Below are 19,143 nucleotides of genomic sequence, written 5' to 3' on the forward strand. Positions count from 1 at the left end.
TTATTGTACTTGATATTAACTATTGTAATATGAGGCATTTATAACATACTTATAATCATCTCTGCCATTTCTATTAAATTAGTACCACTATCCATACTTGATTTTTGTATATAACGATGTGCTTCTTCTTCCGACATGTTATTACGTTCCATCAGTACCAACTTAGCTTTCTTAATGACTTCCTTTTCTTGTTCTGTTCTCTGCCTTGGCTTATTTTTCTCTTTTTTCTTTCTCCGCATATAATTGTATGTCATAAGTTGTAAGGTGTTTAATAAATCCTGCACCTTAATTGGCATACTTAAACTTACAATATTGCCTTCCGAGCATTCCGATAATTTTGCTGGTGAAGCGATCAACAGCATCTCAAATCCTTTTGGAAGGTATCCATTTATCTCCCGATATAACATATCTGACAAACGGTACCCTGAAATTACAATACCTTCATCTAGCTCGTTTGCAATACTAATTGCTTGCGCTCCAGTGGTACAGACTGCATTGACATCATAGCTATTGCGTAGCAACAGATTCTTTATGTTATTCGCATCTTCAATCTTTGGAAAGGCAATGATAATACTCAACACATCTAATCACCTCCGTCGCATTTAGCTGTCCCATCTTAATCTTAGATTCTCATGAAATACTAACTAAATACGATTCAAGTAGTGATCAATTTCCCAATCCGTTACCTGCGCACAGTATTGATTCCATTCATCTCTTTTGGCAGATATATAAGCTTTTGAAATATGTTCTCCGACTACTCCCTTTATATACTCATCTTGCTCATATGCATCTAGTGCATCACTTAATGAACTTGGTAATCTGCGGATTCCTAATTCTCTTTTTTCATCTTCGGTCATGGTGAAAATATTTTTATTCACGCTATCTGGAGGTGTTAATTTATTTTTGATTCCATCTAAGCCTGCTGCCAAACAAACGGCAAGGGCTAAATAAGGATTTGCTGAAGGATCTGGACAACGAAGTTCAACTCGAATTCCTTCCCCTGATGTTGCAGGAATTCGAATAAGTGGGCTACGATTTCCAGCCGACCAAGCAACGTATACTGGAGCCTCAAAGCCTGGCACTAATCTTTTATAAGAATTTACAAGGGGATTTGTAATTGCCACCATTCCATCAATATGCTTTAATAAACCTGCAATGAAGTGATATGCTTCTTGGCTTAAACCAAGAGAATCTTCTTCATTACTAAAAATATTCTTGCCATCCTTTTCAAGAGACATATTAATATGCATTCCAGAGCCATTAATTCCTGTCTTTGGCTTTGGCATAAACGTTGCATGCATTCCATGTCTTCTTGCAATCGTGCGGACTGCCATTTTAAAAGTCATAATATTATCGGCCGTTTTAAGACCATCCGCATATTTAAAATCAATCTCATGTTGTGCTGGAGCGACTTCATGATGAGATGCTTCTACTTCAAATCCCAGTTCTTCTAGCATAAGTACCATTTCACGTCTTGCATTTTCTCCATTATCTACAGGACCGATATCAAAATATCCGCCCTTTTCTTCTGTGTATGTGCTAACGTTACCATCCTCTGTCATATTAAATAAGAAAAATTCACATTCAGGACCAACATGGAATGTATATCCCATATCCTTTGCTTCTTTAATCACCTTCTTTAGTATGTACCTTGGATCACCTTCAAATGGGGTTCCATCCGGACGGTATACATCACAAATAAAACGGGCTACTTTTCCTTGTTGAGGTCTCCATGGAAAGATTTCAAATGTATCTAAATCGGGATATAAAAACATATCAGATTCTTCAATCCGTGCAAAACCTTCAACAGAAGAACCATCAAACATGCATTTATTATCAAGTACCTTATTAAGTTGACTTGTAGTTACAGCAACATTTTTTAATGTGCCAAAAATGTCTGTGAATTGAAGTCTTATAAACTCTACATCTTCCTCTTCTACCATACGAAGAATATCTTGTTTTGTGTAGTGACTCATCTTTCATCTCTCCTTAAAATTATACTGGGTATTACATGAGTTTCATTCTTTTATTTATTTAAAAATAAAAGCCTCGGAGCATAAATTATCTCGAAGCTTTTGTTTTTTACTATAAAAAAAGACAAAGGCATCCTAAAAAGACACCTTTGCCTATGATTTAAAATCATATCAGCCAAATTTTCATTTGTCAACTTTTTTCTATTAAAGAATTAAAGTAATTTAAAGCACAGTAATTCTTTACAAAGATAGCAATGGGTGTACATTATACAATATATACATTTTGCTGCCTTTTTAAGCACTTCTTGCTTCTTTTTTCTTATTTAAATAATAGTGCAATGTATCAACGGATTGATTGACAACTAATCGCTTTGGAAAGTTTGTTTGTTCAATCAGTTCTCTTACAAGCTTATGATTTCCTATATCAGTAGCTATATGTGCGTCACTTCCCATAATCACTGGAACATCATACTTCTTACAAAGTAGTAACATTTCAAGATCATTCTCCTTTGTATTCGGTCGAAAACTTCCAGGTGATAAGGAACTATTATTCAGTTCTAATAATACATTAAATTCTTTTGCTGCTTTTACAATGCGTTCATAATCCAGTGGAAAACGTCCATCGTCTGGATGTCCTATAATATTAACATATGGATTCTTCATCGCGTTTATTATGGCCCTTGTATTCTCATCTTTCGTTCCACACTTAAAACAAGGTGGATGAATACTTGCAATACATAAATCCAATTTTCTTAAAACACTCTCTTCTAAATCTACATTACCTTCATAATCTAAAATATTTAGCTCACTGCCAAATAATAATTTTATTCCATACATTTCTCTTGGAATGACATGTAAATTCTGAAAATAATATAACTGACAAGTTCCTGGCATATTAGGGGCATGTTCTGTTATTCCTAGCAATTCTAGCCCTTTATCTGCAGCTGCTCTTGCCATCTCATATATTGTATTATAGGCATGTCCACTCGCTATAGTATGTGTATGAACATCCAATATATCTCTCATGGCTTTTACCTTTCTTTCTTCGTTAACTAGTCTCCGTACCTACATTATCAGTATTTGATGAAATTTGCAAGTAAAAGCTTTATAAAATATATGTAATGATTTTTTTAGCGTTTATAACATTATTGATTTAATTTTGCGGTTTGCATCTCATCATGCTAAGATAGGGTGAAAATTTTTAAGGCTATAGCAAGCACGTTAATTACGTCTATGCCACAGCCTTAATTCATCTTCATATTAATCTATTTTCATCATCTTCGCAATCACACTACTTAACTGATCTTTTTCAGAGCCAACCGTCAGAATAAGCTCTCCATAATATGTGTATAGGTTTCCAGCTTTGGCCTTATAATACTGAGAACCGCTAGCATTTATAGTTTTTAAATTTTTAGCATACTTAAGATTTCGCAAAGCATACATTGATATGGTGTCAGAAGCAATATGAAACGTTTCTTCTTCCCTCGCAATCGGATATGCAATTAATCGATTGTAGTGATAAAGACCTCCATCGATTATTTTCATTATAGATCCTTCTTCCTTCATACTAAACATCTTTAATCCAGTAAAATACACAAACGCATCATAGCTATTTGCAAACAGGTTTGGATCATATTGAAAAAGCGTAATGCCATGTTGAAAAACTAGTTCTTCTAAATAAGGATTGTAAGAGTAGCTATTCATAGATCTTACACCTTCAGGTATCTCAAACTTCTTATCTTTCTTTGCAGAAGGGTATAACAATAACATAGATCCGTCCTTATTATATAAAACACCATCTTCTGATTTTAAATATTCATTTTCTTTATCTACATTAATTCGCTCTAGCATCGGGCTTAATCCACCCGGCACGTATACTACATTATGAAATTCTTCAACTATTCCTTCCAATAATTGATTCATTGAAAAGCTTGCTGGTATATTTAACTCTATTAAATTCTTCATATTAATTAGCTGCTTATATTCCGCATTGGTCACAGTATTTGGTATTGTATATACCGTATTTTTATGATTCTGAGGATACCATTGTAATGTTGCCATGTTTTTCGTATATAAAATACCATCAATTGATGTAAAATTTTCATTTTCTTCTGAAATTAATACTTCTGCTAAATCTCTAAAACCAAGAGGATCATATCTATAAGCTTCCGATGAACGAATTGTTACAAGACCTTTTGGCAATGTAATAGAAGTCGTATTGTTATCTGTAAGAAACATATTGTAATCCAATTCTTTTACTGTATCTGGAATTACGATTTCCGTTATTTCGTTTTGATTTGGATATAACTTAATTTCTGTCAAATCTTTAGAGTACAAGATCCCATTATTTATCAAGAAATTCTTATTTTCTTCCGAAAGTATCACTGTACTTAGTTGATTTTCCACTGTCCTAGTTATACTTTCTAATGCATTTGGAATATATAATATCTTTGCGTGTGAAATATTTGAAATCATGGATAAATCAAGGGCAGTTAATGTATTCGGAAACGTTAATTTTTCTTCTACTCTAGCTTCTGGCCAAAAAAGCATTTTTGTTTTATTTTTATTATATACAATTCCTTGTTCCGATGAGAAATTTGGATTACTCTTATCAACATATACATGTGTGATCGAAGAATCACGAAAGGCATAATCTATCTTTTTTACTTTGAGAGGCAATATAAGTGATTTTAATTTGGTATTACTAAAAGCACTTACACCAATTTCTTGTAAACTAGTTGGTAATATCAGCTTTGTTATATTACTTGATGCAAAGGCATTACCTTCAATTTTAATTGTCCCATTAGGAACCGTATAATTCTTCCCTTTTTGATCTGGATAATTTGACAGTGTCTTCTTATCTTTTGTAAATAACACTCCGTTGACAGAGGTGTAGTATTTATTCTTTGCATTTACCGATATTTTAGTAAGAGATGGTAAAGTTATCCGTCCTACATATTTTACGTTTGCTCCTAACGTTAGTTCCTTGATATATTTATTTGAAATATATAAGTCCTCAATGGTATCTGGAACCTTATATGTCTTTGTTGACTTCTCCACTGGATAGTTAACAATGTTTTTTCCATCTTTTGAATATAATACACCATCAATAGATTTATAAACCTTATTCTTGCTTGATACTGTAATGCTTTTCAACTTTTGAAGTGGTGCATCATTATATGACTGATAGTACATTAAGTTCCATTCCTCGTAACTATATCCCGATTCAAAACTGGTTAAACTGGCTGGAAGTGAGATAGTTTCAACATTGGGAAATCGATGAAACATGTCACCTGGTAAAATTTTTACCCCTTCCGCCACTACTACTTTTTTTATTGCATCATAAGATACTGTTATAGCTGTATTATTACTCTTAGCTACTACCTGCTTTAAAACAACTGTATCTTTCCCCTGAAATTCTAATTTCATCGTCCCAACCTGAACGATCTTAGAGGCTGCTGCTACACCTACCGCTGGAATTTGTTGAAGAGCCATTATAAGAACTAATAACAAAGGTATAATTCTTGTGAAAATAGTTTTACTTTTCATAGTAATCCTCCTTTTTAATAATAATTTTATTTATTCGCAAATTTTTAACTTCTGTAAATTCATGGAAATCACTTATACTGTATGAATTAAATATGTCAAAATTTAGTTAATTATATTAACTATTATTAAGAACTATAAAAGTTCATAATAAAAAAACGCCCTAAGCTAAAAAGCTTAGAGCGAATGTGCCCAAAATATGCAATCTTACCTAAAATCAAAGGTCTTTATTTTACAAGATTAAGATATCATATTCATTTTTGCTTCATACAATTCTCGAAAATAATCATTCTCCGATAGTAACTCACTTAAACTACCATCTCCAATGATTTTTCCGTGTTTAAATACTAAGATACGTTTAAAATCCTGTATTGTATGGATACGATGTGCGATAGCAATCACTGTTTTATCCTCTAAAAATTCCATAACATTTTTCATTACAATATCTTCTGTTATGTTATCCATTGCCGAAGTTGCCTCATCTAAAATAACAATAGAAGGGTTCTTAAACCACAACCTTGCCAGTGCCAAACGCTGTCGCTCACCGCCAGACAAGCAAATTCCTCTCTCCCCTATCCTTGTTTCTAAACCCTCAGGCAGAGAGTGATACAATTTCATAAGATGAACTTTTTCTAATACTTCTATTATTATGGAATCTTCTATCTTATGATCAAATATAATATTTTCTCGTAATGTACCATCAAAAACAGGTGCTTCTTGTGAAATATAAGCAATGTTATCATAGTAGGTTTCTAAATTAATTTCCAATAAATTTAGATGATCCACAAAAATCTGACCTTCTTTTGGTTTTAACAATCCAAGTAAAAGTTTAATCAGTGTGGATTTACCTGAACCACTCTCTCCAACAATCGCAATCTGTTCTCCACTCTTTATTGTTAAGTTCATATTTTGCATAATCATTTTACTTTCATATGAAAATGCTACTTGATTTACCTTAATGTCTCCATTTAGCTCACTGACGAATTTTCCTGAAAACAAATTGGTATCTTCCTCTGCATTTAAAAAGTCTGCATAACGTTGAAACGCTGTTTTATCAAGTTTATATTGAACAAATAACACGTTAAATATTGCGATTGGAGTATATGCATTATCTACTAAGGTAAGTAACGCAACAATTGCTCCAATACTAATGGATTTTGTCTTCCATCCATACACAAGGATTGCAATTTTTATAAAAGTTATTAACAATGCGAAGCTTGTAAAAAAAGCTTCGTGGATCATCTTCATCTTGACTTTGGAATTCACTATCTCATTCTTTGCATTGTTTGCTTTCTTAATTTCGTATTGAAAACGATTATTTAAACGAAATACCACCAATTCCATAAATCCACGTACTAAAAAGTGATTCAGCTTTTCTTCATTTAAAAGAATATGCTCTTTGATCTGATACAATAGCCTTAAGAGAATATTAGTAATTAAAAAGACTAACACATAGCCGCAAAGTATAACTAACATAATCCTTTTGTCTATTTCATAAATAAAAAACATACTAAATAAAATCGAAGGAATTAATTCACGAACCAAGCAAAATGCATAATCAAATAATATACTTTTCCCAGCCTCTGCACCATTTTCAATCTTTTGCACAAGTTTTCCTGTTCCTAGCAATTGATAAGCTTCATATGCAATTCTTTGCATCTTTGAAAGAGCCTTTAACTTAAAATCGAGATAAATATCAGTCTCAAGTTTACGGCTTGGATATTCATCTAGATAATTAATAATGCATAAAGTTAGTATAATGACTGCATAGATTATAATGGTGCCAATTTTTAATGAACCTTTGGTAAAACGATCGATTACTACCTGAAAAAATTTTGCTTGTATATTCGTTAAAAATGCGATTGAAATTCCACTTATTATATATAAAAAAACTAACGTTCTATTTTTCTTTACTATTTCCTTCAAATAAATCATTCCTGTACTCCTTATCTTTTTTAAATAAAATTTAGCAACTCAAAGTATATAGCTTGTGCTAATAGAATAAAAAGTTCAGTACAGTCATGACTGTTAGCAAATCTATTTATTAACCTCAGTACAATCTGCTAACAGATTACATAAACTGTACTGAGTATTTAATTCGTTTTATTCTCAAAATGAGTTCACATCCTTATCAATGATGTGTTAAATTATAACATTTTTTATAAAATCAATCTACTCCTTAATTGAAAATCTTAAATACCATTTTTGAAAACAAACTTAAATGCAACCAGTTAGAAATGCGATTGCAGAAGTGGCAGTGCTGTACCTCCTTAGTGGAACGGCTTTAAAATATTAGGACAAAGCATTTATGCTTTTATTTTCTATCATCAAAAAAACACCCTATAAAATAAACACAAAATATGTTTACTTCACAGGGCATCTTTCCAAACTTTATTATAATTTAAATATTCTCATAGCAATGTTAAAATACACTAACACCGAACATGTATCAACAAGTGTAGTAATCAATGGAGCTGCCATAATTGCTGGGTCCACTTTACATTTTTTAGCTATCATAGGTAGCATACAGCCAATACATTTTGACAAAATTACTGTACCAATTAATGATAAAGAAATTGTTAAAGCAAGTAAGGGATCATGGTACATTAGCAAGATACGTAAGCCATTCACTGCTGATAAAATTACACTTACAATTAATGCAATTCGAAATTCTTTAAACAAAGCTTTAAAGAAATCAGAAAAGTGAATTTCATCCAAAGCTAGACCACGAATGATCATCGTTGAAGTTTGCGCTCCACAATTTCCACCAGTATCCATTAACATAGGGATAAAGGAAACCAATAACGGAATGGTTGCAAATGCATTCTCATATTCTGTTATAATAGCTCCTGTTAAAGTTGCTGATAACATTAATAACAGCAACCAAAGAATACGGTTTTTAGCATGCTTTAAAACGGAAGTATTAAAGTAGGATTCTTCACTTGGTACTACCGCTGCCATTTTAGTGATATCCTCAGTCGTTTCTTCTTGTAGAACATCCATGGCATCATCAATTGTAACAATTCCTACTAAATATTGTTCTTGATCGACCACTGGAATAGCAAGGAAATCATACTTATCAAACATCTTTACAACAGTTTCTCTATCTTCATGAGTATTAAGAAAAATAACGTTGGTTTCCATAATTTCATCGATTGTCTGATTTAAATCACTAAGAAGCATATCCTTTACAGATACGATTCCAATTAATTTTCGATGTTCTGTTACATAACAAGTATAAATAGTTTCCTTATCAACACCAACTTTACGAATACGATCAAGGGCTTCCTTAACGGTTAAATCTTTTCTAAGGTTAACATACTCTGTTGTCATTAAACTTCCCGCACTATCGTTGGGATAATCAAGAATTGTATTAATGCTCTCCCTTGTCTTTGGATCACTAATTTGTAGAATTCGTGTTACCACGTTTGCAGGCATTTCCTTAATAATATCTACCGTATCATCTACATATAACTCTTCCATAACATCACGTAATTCTTTTTCAGTAAATGCCTCAATTAAGATTCTTTGTAATTCTGAATCCATATATGCAAAGGTCTCTGCTGCCTTATCTTTAGTTAATAATCGAAATAATAAAACAAGTTCTTTTTCTGAGAATTCTTCAAAAAGAAGCGCTAAATCCGCAGGATTTGCAATTTCAAAAATGCTTTTTATAGCAGTAAATTCTTTATTAATTAGTAAAGTTAAAATAATTTCTTTATTCATTTAATATTCCTGCCTCTCCATTTTAATTGTACATAACGAAAAATGGGTAAGACTTGATTTTAACATTTAAATAATGTTTCATTATTTTACTTACCTCCTATTTTCATTTTATAACAATGTAAATCATCTAACTTTATTTGAAATAATTTTCTTAATAATAGTTAACTAAAAATTGTTACAAATTGTAGGAAGCAACGATTTACTGCATGCAAATAAAAAGATAGAAATTAGATTCAATGCGCCAGCTCCTAGGATTTCTTCCTTTTCCTATAATACAGCCCATAATTGCTCGTATTATCATTTTTTGCACAATATAGCAGATATATGCATTCCTACATATTTTATTCATGCTTCGCCAACTATCGTCAGAATCCAATTCCTATCACCTCACTATCATCCTTGCATTTTATATCCTTATAGGTATCCTTTACCATATGTAATCGTAGCATACTCTTTTCTTTCGCATACGTTCATGCATAGGCTGCGTTTTCTATTTTTTAAAGTCCAAATTCTTATAAAATAAAAAAAACCACGTCATAGCCGAACCGATGACGTGGTTATAATACCTAAATAAATAATATAAATATAATAATTTTATCACCGTTCAAGCTTTAGTTTCGCAGGGCACGATGAAATCATCTTGTAATTGCATTAGATTATGCCTTATTGTCGACATAGCCTGCTAACCAACTCATAGTGTCTCCACTACTCTGCGGCAGCAATCCTTATCCCTGTGGTAACCTTACCTACCGGACATATTAAGTTATTTTTACTGTATACTTATTTCTCCTATTTGTCAACCTTGAATATTTGGTAGCAAAGAAGAGGGCCCCCCTCAAGTAATTTTATTACTTTGAGAACACCCTCTTTCGTTGAAACTCTTATTAATCCATTAAGGCAAATAAGCGGCTGCAGAACCATAAAACATATTCGCGTGTAAAGTGAAGGAACAGGATACCTGTAACCAACATAAAAGGATACCTGCAATAATACCAGGAACATAAGGATTGTTACACTTCTTGAACAACCTTCGAATCAGTATCACCGCAATAGGGAATACCGGAATTGCATTAATGGTATAAGTGTAGGTGTAAGTCGAACCGAAAATAAAAGGCTTTACGCCACTTTTCGCGTAGAGATAGTAACCTACAAAGGTGATCACTAGTGCAGGAATGGTATTCATTACAGCAAAGAATAAATCATTAACCCACTCTGGCTCATTAGCAATCTTACAATGGTATGCGCTGTTGAGCGCTATGGATACTGCCAATCCGAATATTAAGTACATTGGCAAGTAAACAAAGAATACGCCAAGGTTTTCAAGAGGAATGTTTTTAAGTCCCCACAAATAATAGTGATAGTCAACATAAAATACATTGTTGGCAATCGCTACTACCACAAACACAACTGCACAGGCAATTACAGCGAGTAAAATACTCTTGAGCAGATTCACAAAGGAGATCTTTAGTCCCCAGTTGCTCATGGTTGCACCATTCTTGCGAGCATATAGAGCATAGGACGCAAAAGAAGTAATTAGCATAAATAAACCATTTAGCAATGCCCAAAGTGCATAAATATTAGTGGTCTGCTGTGCAAACACGGTGGAACAGCAGTAACCGTAGCCTAGCTTAAAGATAGCACTGATACTGAAAAAGGCAAACACACAATTTAAGATAGTCAGTATCCAAAACCAAACCTTCCCCTTTTTATCAGGAGCTGGACGAAGTACAGCATTTTGTCCTTCTCTCAATCCAGCAAAGAATTTGCTACGAGTTAAACATCCTACACTGAAAACACAGCACATCAATACACCAAGAAGACCTAGGATATTGCACACAGTTAAAGCTGCATAATGTTGAGATTGACCTACTATGTAATTTGGCGCTACAAAAGCATCCTGGAAGAAATCACATATAGCAGCGAGTGCGTTTGAACCGCCCTGAGGCTTAGGATGGATTTCCGCTGCAGCGTTTACGCGACGAAATACTTGTTCTCCGTCCACCTCCCCAAAGTATGTGTGGCCAGGGATGACTTGATCGCCTTCAAAAGCGCTAGGATCCTGTCCGAAAGCAAACAAAGATTTTGCACTGTCAGAGCTAAGCCACTCTTGCACACCCATTGTTTGTCCATTAGAATCCACACCCTTAAAGTAGACATGGTCATAAAGAGTATAATAAATACCAAAATCTCGCGCACCATAGATATTGGTCCAATTGCCATCAGTATCTGTATATACTGGATCGGAAGATACCAAATATATTGCTGAAATTGCAGGAGTTTCCTCCGCATTGTCCATCTTCACACTGTTATTAGCTGCCTGGCCGCCTGCAGAATGACCGGCCACACCAATTTGACTTTGATCCACATAATTAAGTGTTTTTGCATATCGTACAGCTGCATAAGCTCCATATGCATCGTTTACTTCAGTAGGTGCTAGATAGACTTCAGCACCAGTAATTTCAGAATCCCCGTGATTCAGCATATCTGGTGTAATAACTACAAAACCACGGCGTGCAAGCTCAAGACCGTATTGGGCGTAGCTTTCCTTATTTACTGTAAGCCCGTGTGTGAATATAACGGTAGGAGCAGGCGTTTCGGCTGTAGCAGAATCCGGCTTGTAAACCCGTGCTACAATTTTGTTTCCCCCTTGCGTCTCCAGTTCCACAGTAGAGATGCTAATATTTCCCCAGTCATGTAAAATACCGCTGGATAACGCTGTGAATATCAGGGTAAAAAGCAATGAAAATATCAGTGCTTTTTGTGGGGTAAATCTTCTTTTCTTTTCCATAGAAACCCTCCTTTTCATTGGTTATAAGATTATTATACTGGGAATAAAGTCCATTTCATATACATATAGCGACATAGCACTATCAAAAATTGACATAATTTTCAATAATCTTGGTTGAAATGAATAAATATGTTATATATAATAATGGTATTACTATACTTTTTGAACAAACACTTCAAGGAGGAGACTATGGTAACAGAACTACGCAAATATCTTGTGTCCAATAAAATATATAAAGATTCTATGAAAATCCGCATATGTTCCGATGAGTATTATCATTTTCTGCTGATTAAGTCAGGCAATTGCTTTTTTATTCGTGATGGAACCTATCGGCGATGCGGTATCCATGAGTTAATCATGCTCCATCCCCATACTTCTTTTCTACTCATGCGAACCTCCAATTCATTGCCTCTGGAACTGGTTTCTATGAAGCTTTCTACGGAGATTTTACGTGAAATTTCTCGTGAAGGTACAAATCTACTAGACTATTTTGCTGCAATACCATACGATTGTCCCATAATCACTGCAGAAAATAGCCTTTTGATGATAACTAAGAACCTGCTTTGGGACTTGATGAAGCAGGAAGAGAATCCTGAATTTGGAGATTTGATTTACCGCGGAGGCCTAATCTCCTTGATTGTGATTTTGTTTGCTCGCGCATTTCATATGGCAGATGGTAAAAAATGTGAACGGTATACAAAACCTGCTCTGCTGGATTCCCTGCTTTCCTACATCAGGGAGCATATAACCGAGGAAATTCCTCTGGCACGTCTGGAACAGGAGTTCAATGTCAGCAAACGACACATTCTTAGAGAATTCAAAAAAGGCACTGGGCAGACAGTACATGAGTACATTGTTAAAACAAAACTTTCCCTTTGCAAAAATTATCTTGCACAAGGCATTCCTGTGAAGCAAGTGTATAATCTAGCAGGTTTTGGGGGATATAATCATTTTTTCCGTGCATTTAAGAAGGAGTTTCATATGACTCCTGGAGAATTTTATCGAAGTACCCAGAAGGCTAGTGAGCAGAAAGTCATACAATATCAGAAATAAAGAGAAAATAGGATGCTTTACAGTAACTACATCATACACATCCTTAGTATGCTAAGATTTCATTGCCTAAGATCTTCTTTTGTTTTATGTAAATCGCTAATATTATTTCAAATAAGGACTTTAACATCAAATCCTATATAATAAGAAACCTGCCAGAATTGTTCTACACTATCTGACAGGTTTTAGTACAAGAAATCATTTTTTACTTGTCTTAATGACAATATGGAAATTATCCCATAAATCAATTGAAATAGATACAAATTCGTATCCTTTTTTCTGTTATCTATGCTACAATCATTTCATATTATATGTAACATCCATTTTCAACTTAATTTTCAAATAAGATTGTTATACTAATCCGTCTATTTTTAGCTCGTCCAGCTTCTGTATCATTTGTATCTACTGGATTATTTTCACCATAGCCAATTGCAGTCAAACGCTCTGGCGCTATTCCATATTGCTCAGCTAAGTATTGAGCAACATTTGCAGCTCTTTGCGCTGAAAGCTGCCAGTTGGATTTGTATAATATGTTATGTACTGGTACATTATCGGTGTAACCACCAATTTCAATTTTATTATCAACCTTTTTCAAAAAACTAACTATGCTATCCAGGTGTTTTATCATATCTTCTCTAATTTCCGATTTACCACTATCAAATAAGATATCATTGGCTAATGTAATAACAACACCTTTTTCTTCAATTGTGACACTTAAACTATCCTTAAAAGTACCACTATCAATGGTATCATACAAAAGATCTTTTAATTTTTCAAAGTCCTCAACACTCAAGTCCTCATTGAGTGTAACTTCCTCATACGGTCCCACATCTTCAGTATTTAGAGTACCTTCGCCATCTGTAATAGGATTCGTGCCTCCCTCTAATATGCCTGTACCTTTGTCTAGCAAAGAATTTGCTCCAGAACCTTCACTACCCATAGCGCTATTTAAGGATTCTGATAAATTATCATATTTTGTTTCATTCACATTACTCATCGCATATAATACAACGAAAAGTATCATTAATAATGTTATTAAATCAGAATAGGTAAGTAGCCATCTCTCACTGTTCTCTGATTTCTGCTCCTTCTTTTTCATCATCTAAGTAACCCTTTAGCCTTTCTACGATTAATGCTGGATTTCCACCCTCTTGAATCATTAAAATTCCATCCATCATCATGTTTTTTGTAACAAGTTCATCCGTATCTAATTCTTTTAATTTATTTGCTAAAGGTAACCACAATAGATTGGCAGAACCTACTCCATATAAAGTTGCAATAAATGCGACTGCGATTTGTGGCCCTAATTCATCTGGATTACTTAGATTACCCAAAACATGAACTAGTCCCATTACCGTACCGATAACACCCATGGTTGGTGCAAATCCACCAGCTGCTTCAAACACGCTAATTCCTTTGGAATGACGATATTCCATATTATCAAGTCTGCTCTCCAACGTCTTTTTAATAATTTCTGGATCGGTTCCATCCATAATCATTTGTAAACCATCTACAATAAATTTATCATAGTTATTGCTCTGTATTTCTGATTCTAGTGATAATAATCCCCCTGTTCTCGCCATATTAGCAAGCTTATAAATCGTATTAATTATTTCTTGTCGGTCCTGCTTGTGTCTTTTAAATGCGATTGCCACCACTTTAGGTAATTTTTTAAGTATGGATGAACGAAATGAAACACCTACCGCTCCTATTGTTCCTCCAAAAACAATCAGTGCCGCTGTTGGTTGCAATAATGAACCTATGTGTCCACCTTCTAGAACGAATGCAACTAACAATGATGCAAAAGCAATTACAATACTAATAATTGTTGAAATATCCATGCGTATAGCTCCTTCTTATTATATTTCATTTTGCTATTGCTTAATCGTTCAATGTTTCTACTCAAATAGATGAATAACTTATCGTCAGGTAAAATATTTTATCATTGATTAATTGGGTAAAATCAACCAAATATTAAGCATAGTAAAACTTATCAGATAAATTCTATACAATTCGATATTTTTGTCAATCATAAATTATTCTATATAAAATTATGTATTATACATGGTAATATCTTAAAAACCGCTTAATTCCTATATTTTTTTCATTTATATAAAAGTCTGCTTATTGTACGTAGTACTGATTTCCTAAAAAATTTTATTTTAAACTATCCTTTGGTCGCATTTCAGCAGAGCAATAAAGAAATCTCCAACAGAATAAGAGATTATAAATGTGCCACCTGTAATTGCTTGATTTCTGGCATTTTCATGTTAACAATAAAAAATCGCTTGCAGATGGTAACACATTCAAGCGATTCTCTCTACTATTAAGTTCAATATTACGGCTTCACCGTCATCGATATGTTAAAATCATTTATGTCAGTTCTCTTTTATATAGCTGAGTATAAGTCAATTTACCGGCAATCATTTGAGATTGCATCAGACTAATAGCAGTTGCCCTCGTCGTGAACATCTGCCCCATTAAATATTTCAAATCAATTTCACTGGAAGAAATAAACTTTCTAGCTAGGGTTACATGTGGAGTAAAGTATCTATTTTCCAAAATAAAATCAGCTGATATAAGTTTGCTGCGTAGGTTTTGATGTATCTGTTCCAATTTCAAATTCTGCTGCAGTCCAATCCACCAGATATCGCCGCCTTCACGTGGAAACCGCCCAACATGGTCAAATATCAAACAAAATGCCGTTTCTACAGCTTCATCAATAATTTGTTGAATCGTGGATAGCCTATTTTGAGAAATCTCACCCAAGAAAACTAAGGTCAGATGTAGATTATCTACTTGCGTAAAATTACCACATCCCAGACTTTGAAGGCGTTCCTGTACCGCCAGAATCTTCTGTTTGGTTATTTCATCAAATAAAATTGCAATGAACAAACGCATTGTTATCTCCTTTTATATCTGTTGGAAGTTAAATTATTTCATTATGAACTTTATTATATCAGAAATATCAACGGATTATTTTACTGCCATGTTAATAGTATTTGAAAATGTTTTCATATTACTTAATGAAGTTCGAATGACAAATTTTCTATCTTTTATCATATTCGTTTTATCAGTTGTTATAATAATTTTTGCTCTATTTATTAGCATATATTTATAAATTTTCTCTATTGTTACATCAGCCCATTCAATTGTTATTTTTCCTCCAATAAATATTTTATTTGAATTATAAGCGTATAACCCGTCCTTTACTAAGATTCTGAATGATGCTACCATTAACGGCACCGCATAAACTATAAATGGAAATTTCAAGTTTTCATCACCATAAGCATATAAAAAGAAATCAATTATACTTGAAATATAAAGAGTCATAAATAAAAATCCAACAATATAAATGGCAATTTCATAGAAGCTATCCAAAAACGAGATAACATTATTCGTTGTTATCAAACGCTTAAACCTTAAATGATTGTAAAACTGAAATACTATACATAAAACATAAGCCAGTGAGTACAGCATAAGAGTAATCCAAAAAAGTTCATTATTCACGTAGGTCTCCTCCTTATATAATAAGTTTAGGTTATTTAAGGCAATATTTCATTTATTTCTTTACCATCTATTCGAAAAGTAATTTCATTCCCAGTGTCTAAATAAAGTTGTATTTCATTGATATAAATTAGATGTCGATAATAATGCATACATCCTATAGCTTTAATCTCTCATTATAAGTTTACCTCACTTTATGGTAATTAATATTATTTTCAACGCTTTCATTTATTATATCGCTTACCCATTTTTTATAAATTTAGTACGTTTGCATTTCTTATAATAATACTTTCTAGTTTAGAGATTGTATCATTTGTTTAACTAGAAACGTAGTAAATATAATTCAATGATTACTGCTTTCGTATTATTAAACCTCTATACCATTTACATAATCTGTGAATTAAAGTATTATATAAACAATCCAATAATTTTCAAGGATGGACTAGCAACTTAAAGTTACAAAATAAAATATATGTATTGGAAGTGTAACAATGGATCAAGGTAGAGTAAGATTAGAGAAATATATTGGATTAGAAGATTACCACTATTATGCTAGTCTAGTATTTAACGAGAGCGTTATGAACATGAATCTTGGCAGAACCTTTACAAAAGATGAAGCCGATGAATATTTTAAATTTATGATAGATAATGATAAAAACTATGAGTATGCTGGAAACTTTAAGGTATTTATTGAAAATAATAATAGCTACCTAGGTACAGCTACATTAAGACTTTATGAGGATTTATCAGGGGCTGAAATAGAATATATGCTCCTTCCTGATTACTGGGGACAAGGATTTGGGACCGAAGTTGTTAGCTGTTTATTAAAGCTTGCAGCAAACTTTGTAAGTGTCAAAGAAATCACTGCTATTACAACTACCAACAATATCCATTCTAAGAAAGTACTGATAAAGAACGGATTTAAGTCCGATTGTATATATAAAGTTGAGGAGAATAACTCATTCGCTGAATTGTTTAAAAAAATATTATAGAGCTGTTTTAATAGGTCTTTAATATATATAACTATAAAAGATACGACCTAATTTAAAAAACACGCCCATAATATATATTAAATCTCCTAAAAATACAATCTTATAAATTCTACTTTAGCATTTAAAAACTTTTGACTTTAACCTTTACCGATATACCCTTTTATTTATAGTACATTATATTTTCTTTTAATTCTAACATTACTGAAATATATACATTTTAATAGCGAAAGTCGTGTAAAAATAACTATAATAGAGCAAAAATAAATTTTCTTTCAAAAACATGTTGACAAACTAAAAACTTCGTGTTAAACTAACTCTCGTATTATTAATGTATTAACGGATTCACATATTTTTAGAGATTATATGTATGCGTCACTATATATATAATTTGTAAAAATATGTGATTTTTTTATACTTTAAAATAAAAGTAAAATTTAGGAGGTACCACATGAATAAAGGTACAGTAAAATGGTTTAACTCAGAAAAAGGATTTGGTTTTATTACTACAGATAACGGAAATGACGTATTCGTTCACTTCTCAGCTATCCAAGGAGATGGTTTTAAATCCTTAGAAGAAGGTCAAGCTGTAAGCTTTGACATTGAAAATGGTAACAGAGGCGATCAAGCTACGAACGTAATCAGATTATAATAGAGTAATCTAAAAAAAATAAAATAATAACAGATAAGAAAATAGGAGATTCAACATGAATACAGGCATAGTAAAATGGTTTAACGCAGAAAAAGGTTTTGGTTTTATTACTACAAATAACGGAAATGACGTATTCGTTCATTTTTCAGCTATCCAAGGAGATGGTTTTAAATCCTTAGAAGAAGGTCAAGCCGTAAGCTTTGATATTGAAAAAGGTAACAGAGGCGATCAAGCCACGAACGTAATTAGATTATAATTGAGTGATCGAAAAAACATAAAATATTAACAGATAAGAAATTGGAGATTCAACATGAATACAGGCATAGTAAAATGGTTTAACGCAGAAAAAGGTTTTGGTTTTATTACTACAGATAACGGAAATGACGTATTCGTTCATTTTTCAGCTATCCAAGGAGATGGTTTTAAATCCTTAGAAGATGGTCAAGCTGTAAGCTTTGATATTGAAAAAGGTAACAGAGGCGATCAAGCTACTAACGTAATCAGATTATAATAGAGTAATCTAAAAAAATAAAATAATAACAGAGAAGATAATAGGAGATTCAACATGAATACAGGCATAGTAAAATGGTTTAACGCAGAAAAAGGTTTTGGTTTTATTACTACAGATAACGGAAATGATGTATTCGTTCATTTTTCAGCTATCCAAGGAGATGGTTTTAAATCCTTAGAAGATGGTCAAGCCGTAAGCTTTGACATTGAAAAAGGTAATAGAGGCGATCAAGCTACTAACGTAGTTAGATTATAATTACTTTTTTAATATATGAAGAGCTGTTGCATTAAATAATTGGTAACATGGACCCTATAAGATAGACGGTTAAAAAAAGAGAACATTCTTATAATTAACTATTCCTATCTTATAGGGTCTATTTTAATTAGAGTGTAGTTACTGGA

At 32.9% G+C, this 19,143-nt stretch carries 17 protein-coding genes and 1 riboswitch; of the genes, 6 read left to right on the forward strand and 11 right to left on the reverse strand.

The genetic code is table 11. The features are described from left to right. Positions 1 to 38: 38 nt before the first annotated feature. From BN4220_RS07290 to BN4220_RS07320, 7 genes are all read right to left on the reverse strand, one after another. Positions 39 to 581, reverse strand: a complete 543-nt coding sequence (locus tag BN4220_RS07290) for an ANTAR domain-containing response regulator (protein WP_066715190.1) — start codon at positions 579 to 581, stop codon at positions 39 to 41. Between the two features lie 63 nt (positions 582 to 644). Beyond that, positions 645 to 1,976 carry a type I glutamate--ammonia ligase gene (gene glnA, locus BN4220_RS07295; protein WP_066715192.1) on the reverse strand — a complete coding sequence of 444 codons (1,332 nt, stop codon included), beginning with the start codon at positions 1,974 to 1,976 and terminating at the stop codon, positions 645 to 647. Between the two features lie 291 nt (positions 1,977 to 2,267). After that, entirely contained in the window at positions 2,268 to 2,999 is a 732-nt protein-coding gene (locus BN4220_RS07300; RefSeq protein ID WP_066715194.1) for a phosphatase, read from the reverse strand. Between the two features lie 234 nt (positions 3,000 to 3,233). Further along, positions 3,234 to 5,522 carry a leucine-rich repeat domain-containing protein gene (locus BN4220_RS07305; protein WP_066715196.1) on the reverse strand — a complete coding sequence of 763 codons (2,289 nt, stop codon included), beginning with the start codon at positions 5,520 to 5,522 and terminating at the stop codon, positions 3,234 to 3,236. A gap of 237 nt (positions 5,523 to 5,759) precedes the next feature. Further along, positions 5,760 to 7,454: an ABC transporter ATP-binding protein gene (locus BN4220_RS07310; protein ID WP_066715199.1), complete on the reverse strand. Its 1,695-nt coding sequence runs from the start codon at positions 7,452 to 7,454 to the stop codon at positions 5,760 to 5,762. Between the two features lie 459 nt (positions 7,455 to 7,913). Next, positions 7,914 to 9,245 (reverse strand): magnesium transporter, encoded by a 1,332-nt coding sequence (mgtE, locus tag BN4220_RS07315; RefSeq protein ID WP_066715201.1) that lies wholly within the window; start codon positions 9,243 to 9,245, stop codon positions 7,914 to 7,916. Between the two features lie 589 nt (positions 9,246 to 9,834). Next, positions 9,835 to 10,007, reverse strand: a riboswitch (M-box (ykoK) riboswitch). Positions 10,008 to 10,137: 130 nt separating this feature from the next. Continuing rightward, positions 10,138 to 12,033, reverse strand: coding sequence for an alpha/beta hydrolase (locus tag BN4220_RS07320; RefSeq protein ID WP_066715203.1), 1,896 nt, complete (start codon positions 12,031 to 12,033; stop codon positions 10,138 to 10,140). Between the two features lie 189 nt (positions 12,034 to 12,222). On the opposite strand from BN4220_RS07320, the gene BN4220_RS07325 reads away from it, so the two are divergent. Further along, a complete protein-coding gene (locus BN4220_RS07325; protein WP_066715205.1) occupies positions 12,223 to 13,086 on the forward strand; it encodes a helix-turn-helix domain-containing protein in 864 nt (287 codons plus the stop codon). Positions 13,087 to 13,414: 328 nt separating this feature from the next. Here the strand turns inward: BN4220_RS07325 and BN4220_RS07330 are convergent, their stop codons facing one another. The 4 genes from BN4220_RS07330 to BN4220_RS07345 form a co-directional block, all read right to left on the reverse strand. Continuing rightward, positions 13,415 to 14,185, reverse strand: coding sequence for an OmpA family protein (locus tag BN4220_RS07330; RefSeq protein ID WP_066715207.1), 771 nt, complete (start codon positions 14,183 to 14,185; stop codon positions 13,415 to 13,417). Next, a complete protein-coding gene (locus BN4220_RS07335) occupies positions 14,148 to 14,924 on the reverse strand; it encodes a flagellar motor protein (protein WP_066715209.1) in 777 nt (258 codons plus the stop codon). Before BN4220_RS07335 ends, BN4220_RS07330 begins: the two co-directional genes overlap by 38 nt. Before the next feature lie 532 nt (positions 14,925 to 15,456). Continuing rightward, positions 15,457 to 15,984, reverse strand: coding sequence for an RNA 2',3'-cyclic phosphodiesterase (gene thpR, locus BN4220_RS07340; protein ID WP_066715211.1), 528 nt, complete (start codon positions 15,982 to 15,984; stop codon positions 15,457 to 15,459). A gap of 75 nt (positions 15,985 to 16,059) precedes the next feature. Further along, positions 16,060 to 16,593, reverse strand: a complete 534-nt coding sequence (locus BN4220_RS07345) for a hypothetical protein (protein WP_066715213.1) — start codon at positions 16,591 to 16,593, stop codon at positions 16,060 to 16,062. 488 nt (positions 16,594 to 17,081) lie between these two features. Here BN4220_RS07345 and BN4220_RS07350 point away from each other — a divergent pair, with 488 nt between their 5' ends. The 5 genes from BN4220_RS07350 (at position 17,082) to BN4220_RS07370 (ending at position 18,997) form a co-directional block, all read left to right on the forward strand. Further along, on the forward strand, positions 17,082 to 17,582 hold the full coding sequence (locus BN4220_RS07350; protein WP_066715214.1) for a GNAT family N-acetyltransferase: 501 nt from the start codon (positions 17,082 to 17,084) through the stop codon (positions 17,580 to 17,582). 448 nt (positions 17,583 to 18,030) lie between these two features. Then, complete coding sequence (locus BN4220_RS07355) at positions 18,031 to 18,231, forward strand: cold-shock protein (protein WP_066715216.1); 201 nt, start codon at positions 18,031 to 18,033, stop codon at positions 18,229 to 18,231. Between the two features lie 55 nt (positions 18,232 to 18,286). After that, entirely contained in the window at positions 18,287 to 18,487 is a 201-nt protein-coding gene (locus tag BN4220_RS07360; protein ID WP_066715218.1) for a cold-shock protein, read from the forward strand. 54 nt (positions 18,488 to 18,541) lie between these two features. Further along, complete coding sequence (locus BN4220_RS07365; protein ID WP_066715220.1) at positions 18,542 to 18,742, forward strand: cold-shock protein; 201 nt, start codon at positions 18,542 to 18,544, stop codon at positions 18,740 to 18,742. 54 nt (positions 18,743 to 18,796) lie between these two features. Continuing rightward, the gene (locus tag BN4220_RS07370; RefSeq protein WP_066715222.1) at positions 18,797 to 18,997 is read left to right on the forward strand and encodes a cold-shock protein; all 201 of its coding nucleotides are present in this window, start codon (positions 18,797 to 18,799) and stop codon (positions 18,995 to 18,997) included. The last annotated feature ends 146 nt before the right edge of the window (positions 18,998 to 19,143 follow it).

Source organism: Clostridium sp. Marseille-P299 (genome assembly GCF_900078195.1).
Taxonomy (GTDB): domain Bacteria; phylum Bacillota; class Clostridia; order Lachnospirales; family Lachnospiraceae; genus Lachnoclostridium.

Bases quoted from the DNA above. Each gene is read 5' to 3' on its own strand.
- BN4220_RS07325 (WP_066715205.1), top strand. From the start codon at position 12,223: ATGGTAACAGAACTACGCAAATATCTTGTGTCCAATAAAATATATAAA.
- BN4220_RS07320 (WP_066715203.1), bottom strand. From the start codon at position 12,033: ATGGAAAAGAAAAGAAGATTTACCCCACAAAAAGCACTGATATTTTCA.
- BN4220_RS07355 (WP_066715216.1), top strand. From the start codon at position 18,031: ATGAATAAAGGTACAGTAAAATGGTTTAACTCAGAAAAAGGATTTGGT.
- BN4220_RS07370 (WP_066715222.1), top strand. From the start codon at position 18,797: ATGAATACAGGCATAGTAAAATGGTTTAACGCAGAAAAAGGTTTTGGT.
- thpR (WP_066715211.1), bottom strand. From the start codon at position 15,984: ATGCGTTTGTTCATTGCAATTTTATTTGATGAAATAACCAAACAGAAG.
- BN4220_RS07360 (WP_066715218.1), top strand. From the start codon at position 18,287: ATGAATACAGGCATAGTAAAATGGTTTAACGCAGAAAAAGGTTTTGGT.
- BN4220_RS07330 (WP_066715207.1), bottom strand. From the start codon at position 14,185: ATGATGAAAAAGAAGGAGCAGAAATCAGAGAACAGTGAGAGATGGCTA.
- BN4220_RS07365 (WP_066715220.1), top strand. From the start codon at position 18,542: ATGAATACAGGCATAGTAAAATGGTTTAACGCAGAAAAAGGTTTTGGT.
- mgtE (WP_066715201.1), bottom strand. From the start codon at position 9,245: ATGAATAAAGAAATTATTTTAACTTTACTAATTAATAAAGAATTTACT.
- BN4220_RS07350 (WP_066715214.1), top strand. From the start codon at position 17,082: ATGGATCAAGGTAGAGTAAGATTAGAGAAATATATTGGATTAGAAGAT.
- glnA (WP_066715192.1), bottom strand. From the start codon at position 1,976: ATGAGTCACTACACAAAACAAGATATTCTTCGTATGGTAGAAGAGGAA.
- BN4220_RS07300 (WP_066715194.1), bottom strand. From the start codon at position 2,999: ATGAGAGATATATTGGATGTTCATACACATACTATAGCGAGTGGACAT.
- BN4220_RS07310 (WP_066715199.1), bottom strand. From the start codon at position 7,454: ATGATTTATTTGAAGGAAATAGTAAAGAAAAATAGAACGTTAGTTTTT.
- BN4220_RS07305 (WP_066715196.1), bottom strand. From the start codon at position 5,522: ATGAAAAGTAAAACTATTTTCACAAGAATTATACCTTTGTTATTAGTT.
- BN4220_RS07335 (WP_066715209.1), bottom strand. From the start codon at position 14,924: ATGGATATTTCAACAATTATTAGTATTGTAATTGCTTTTGCATCATTG.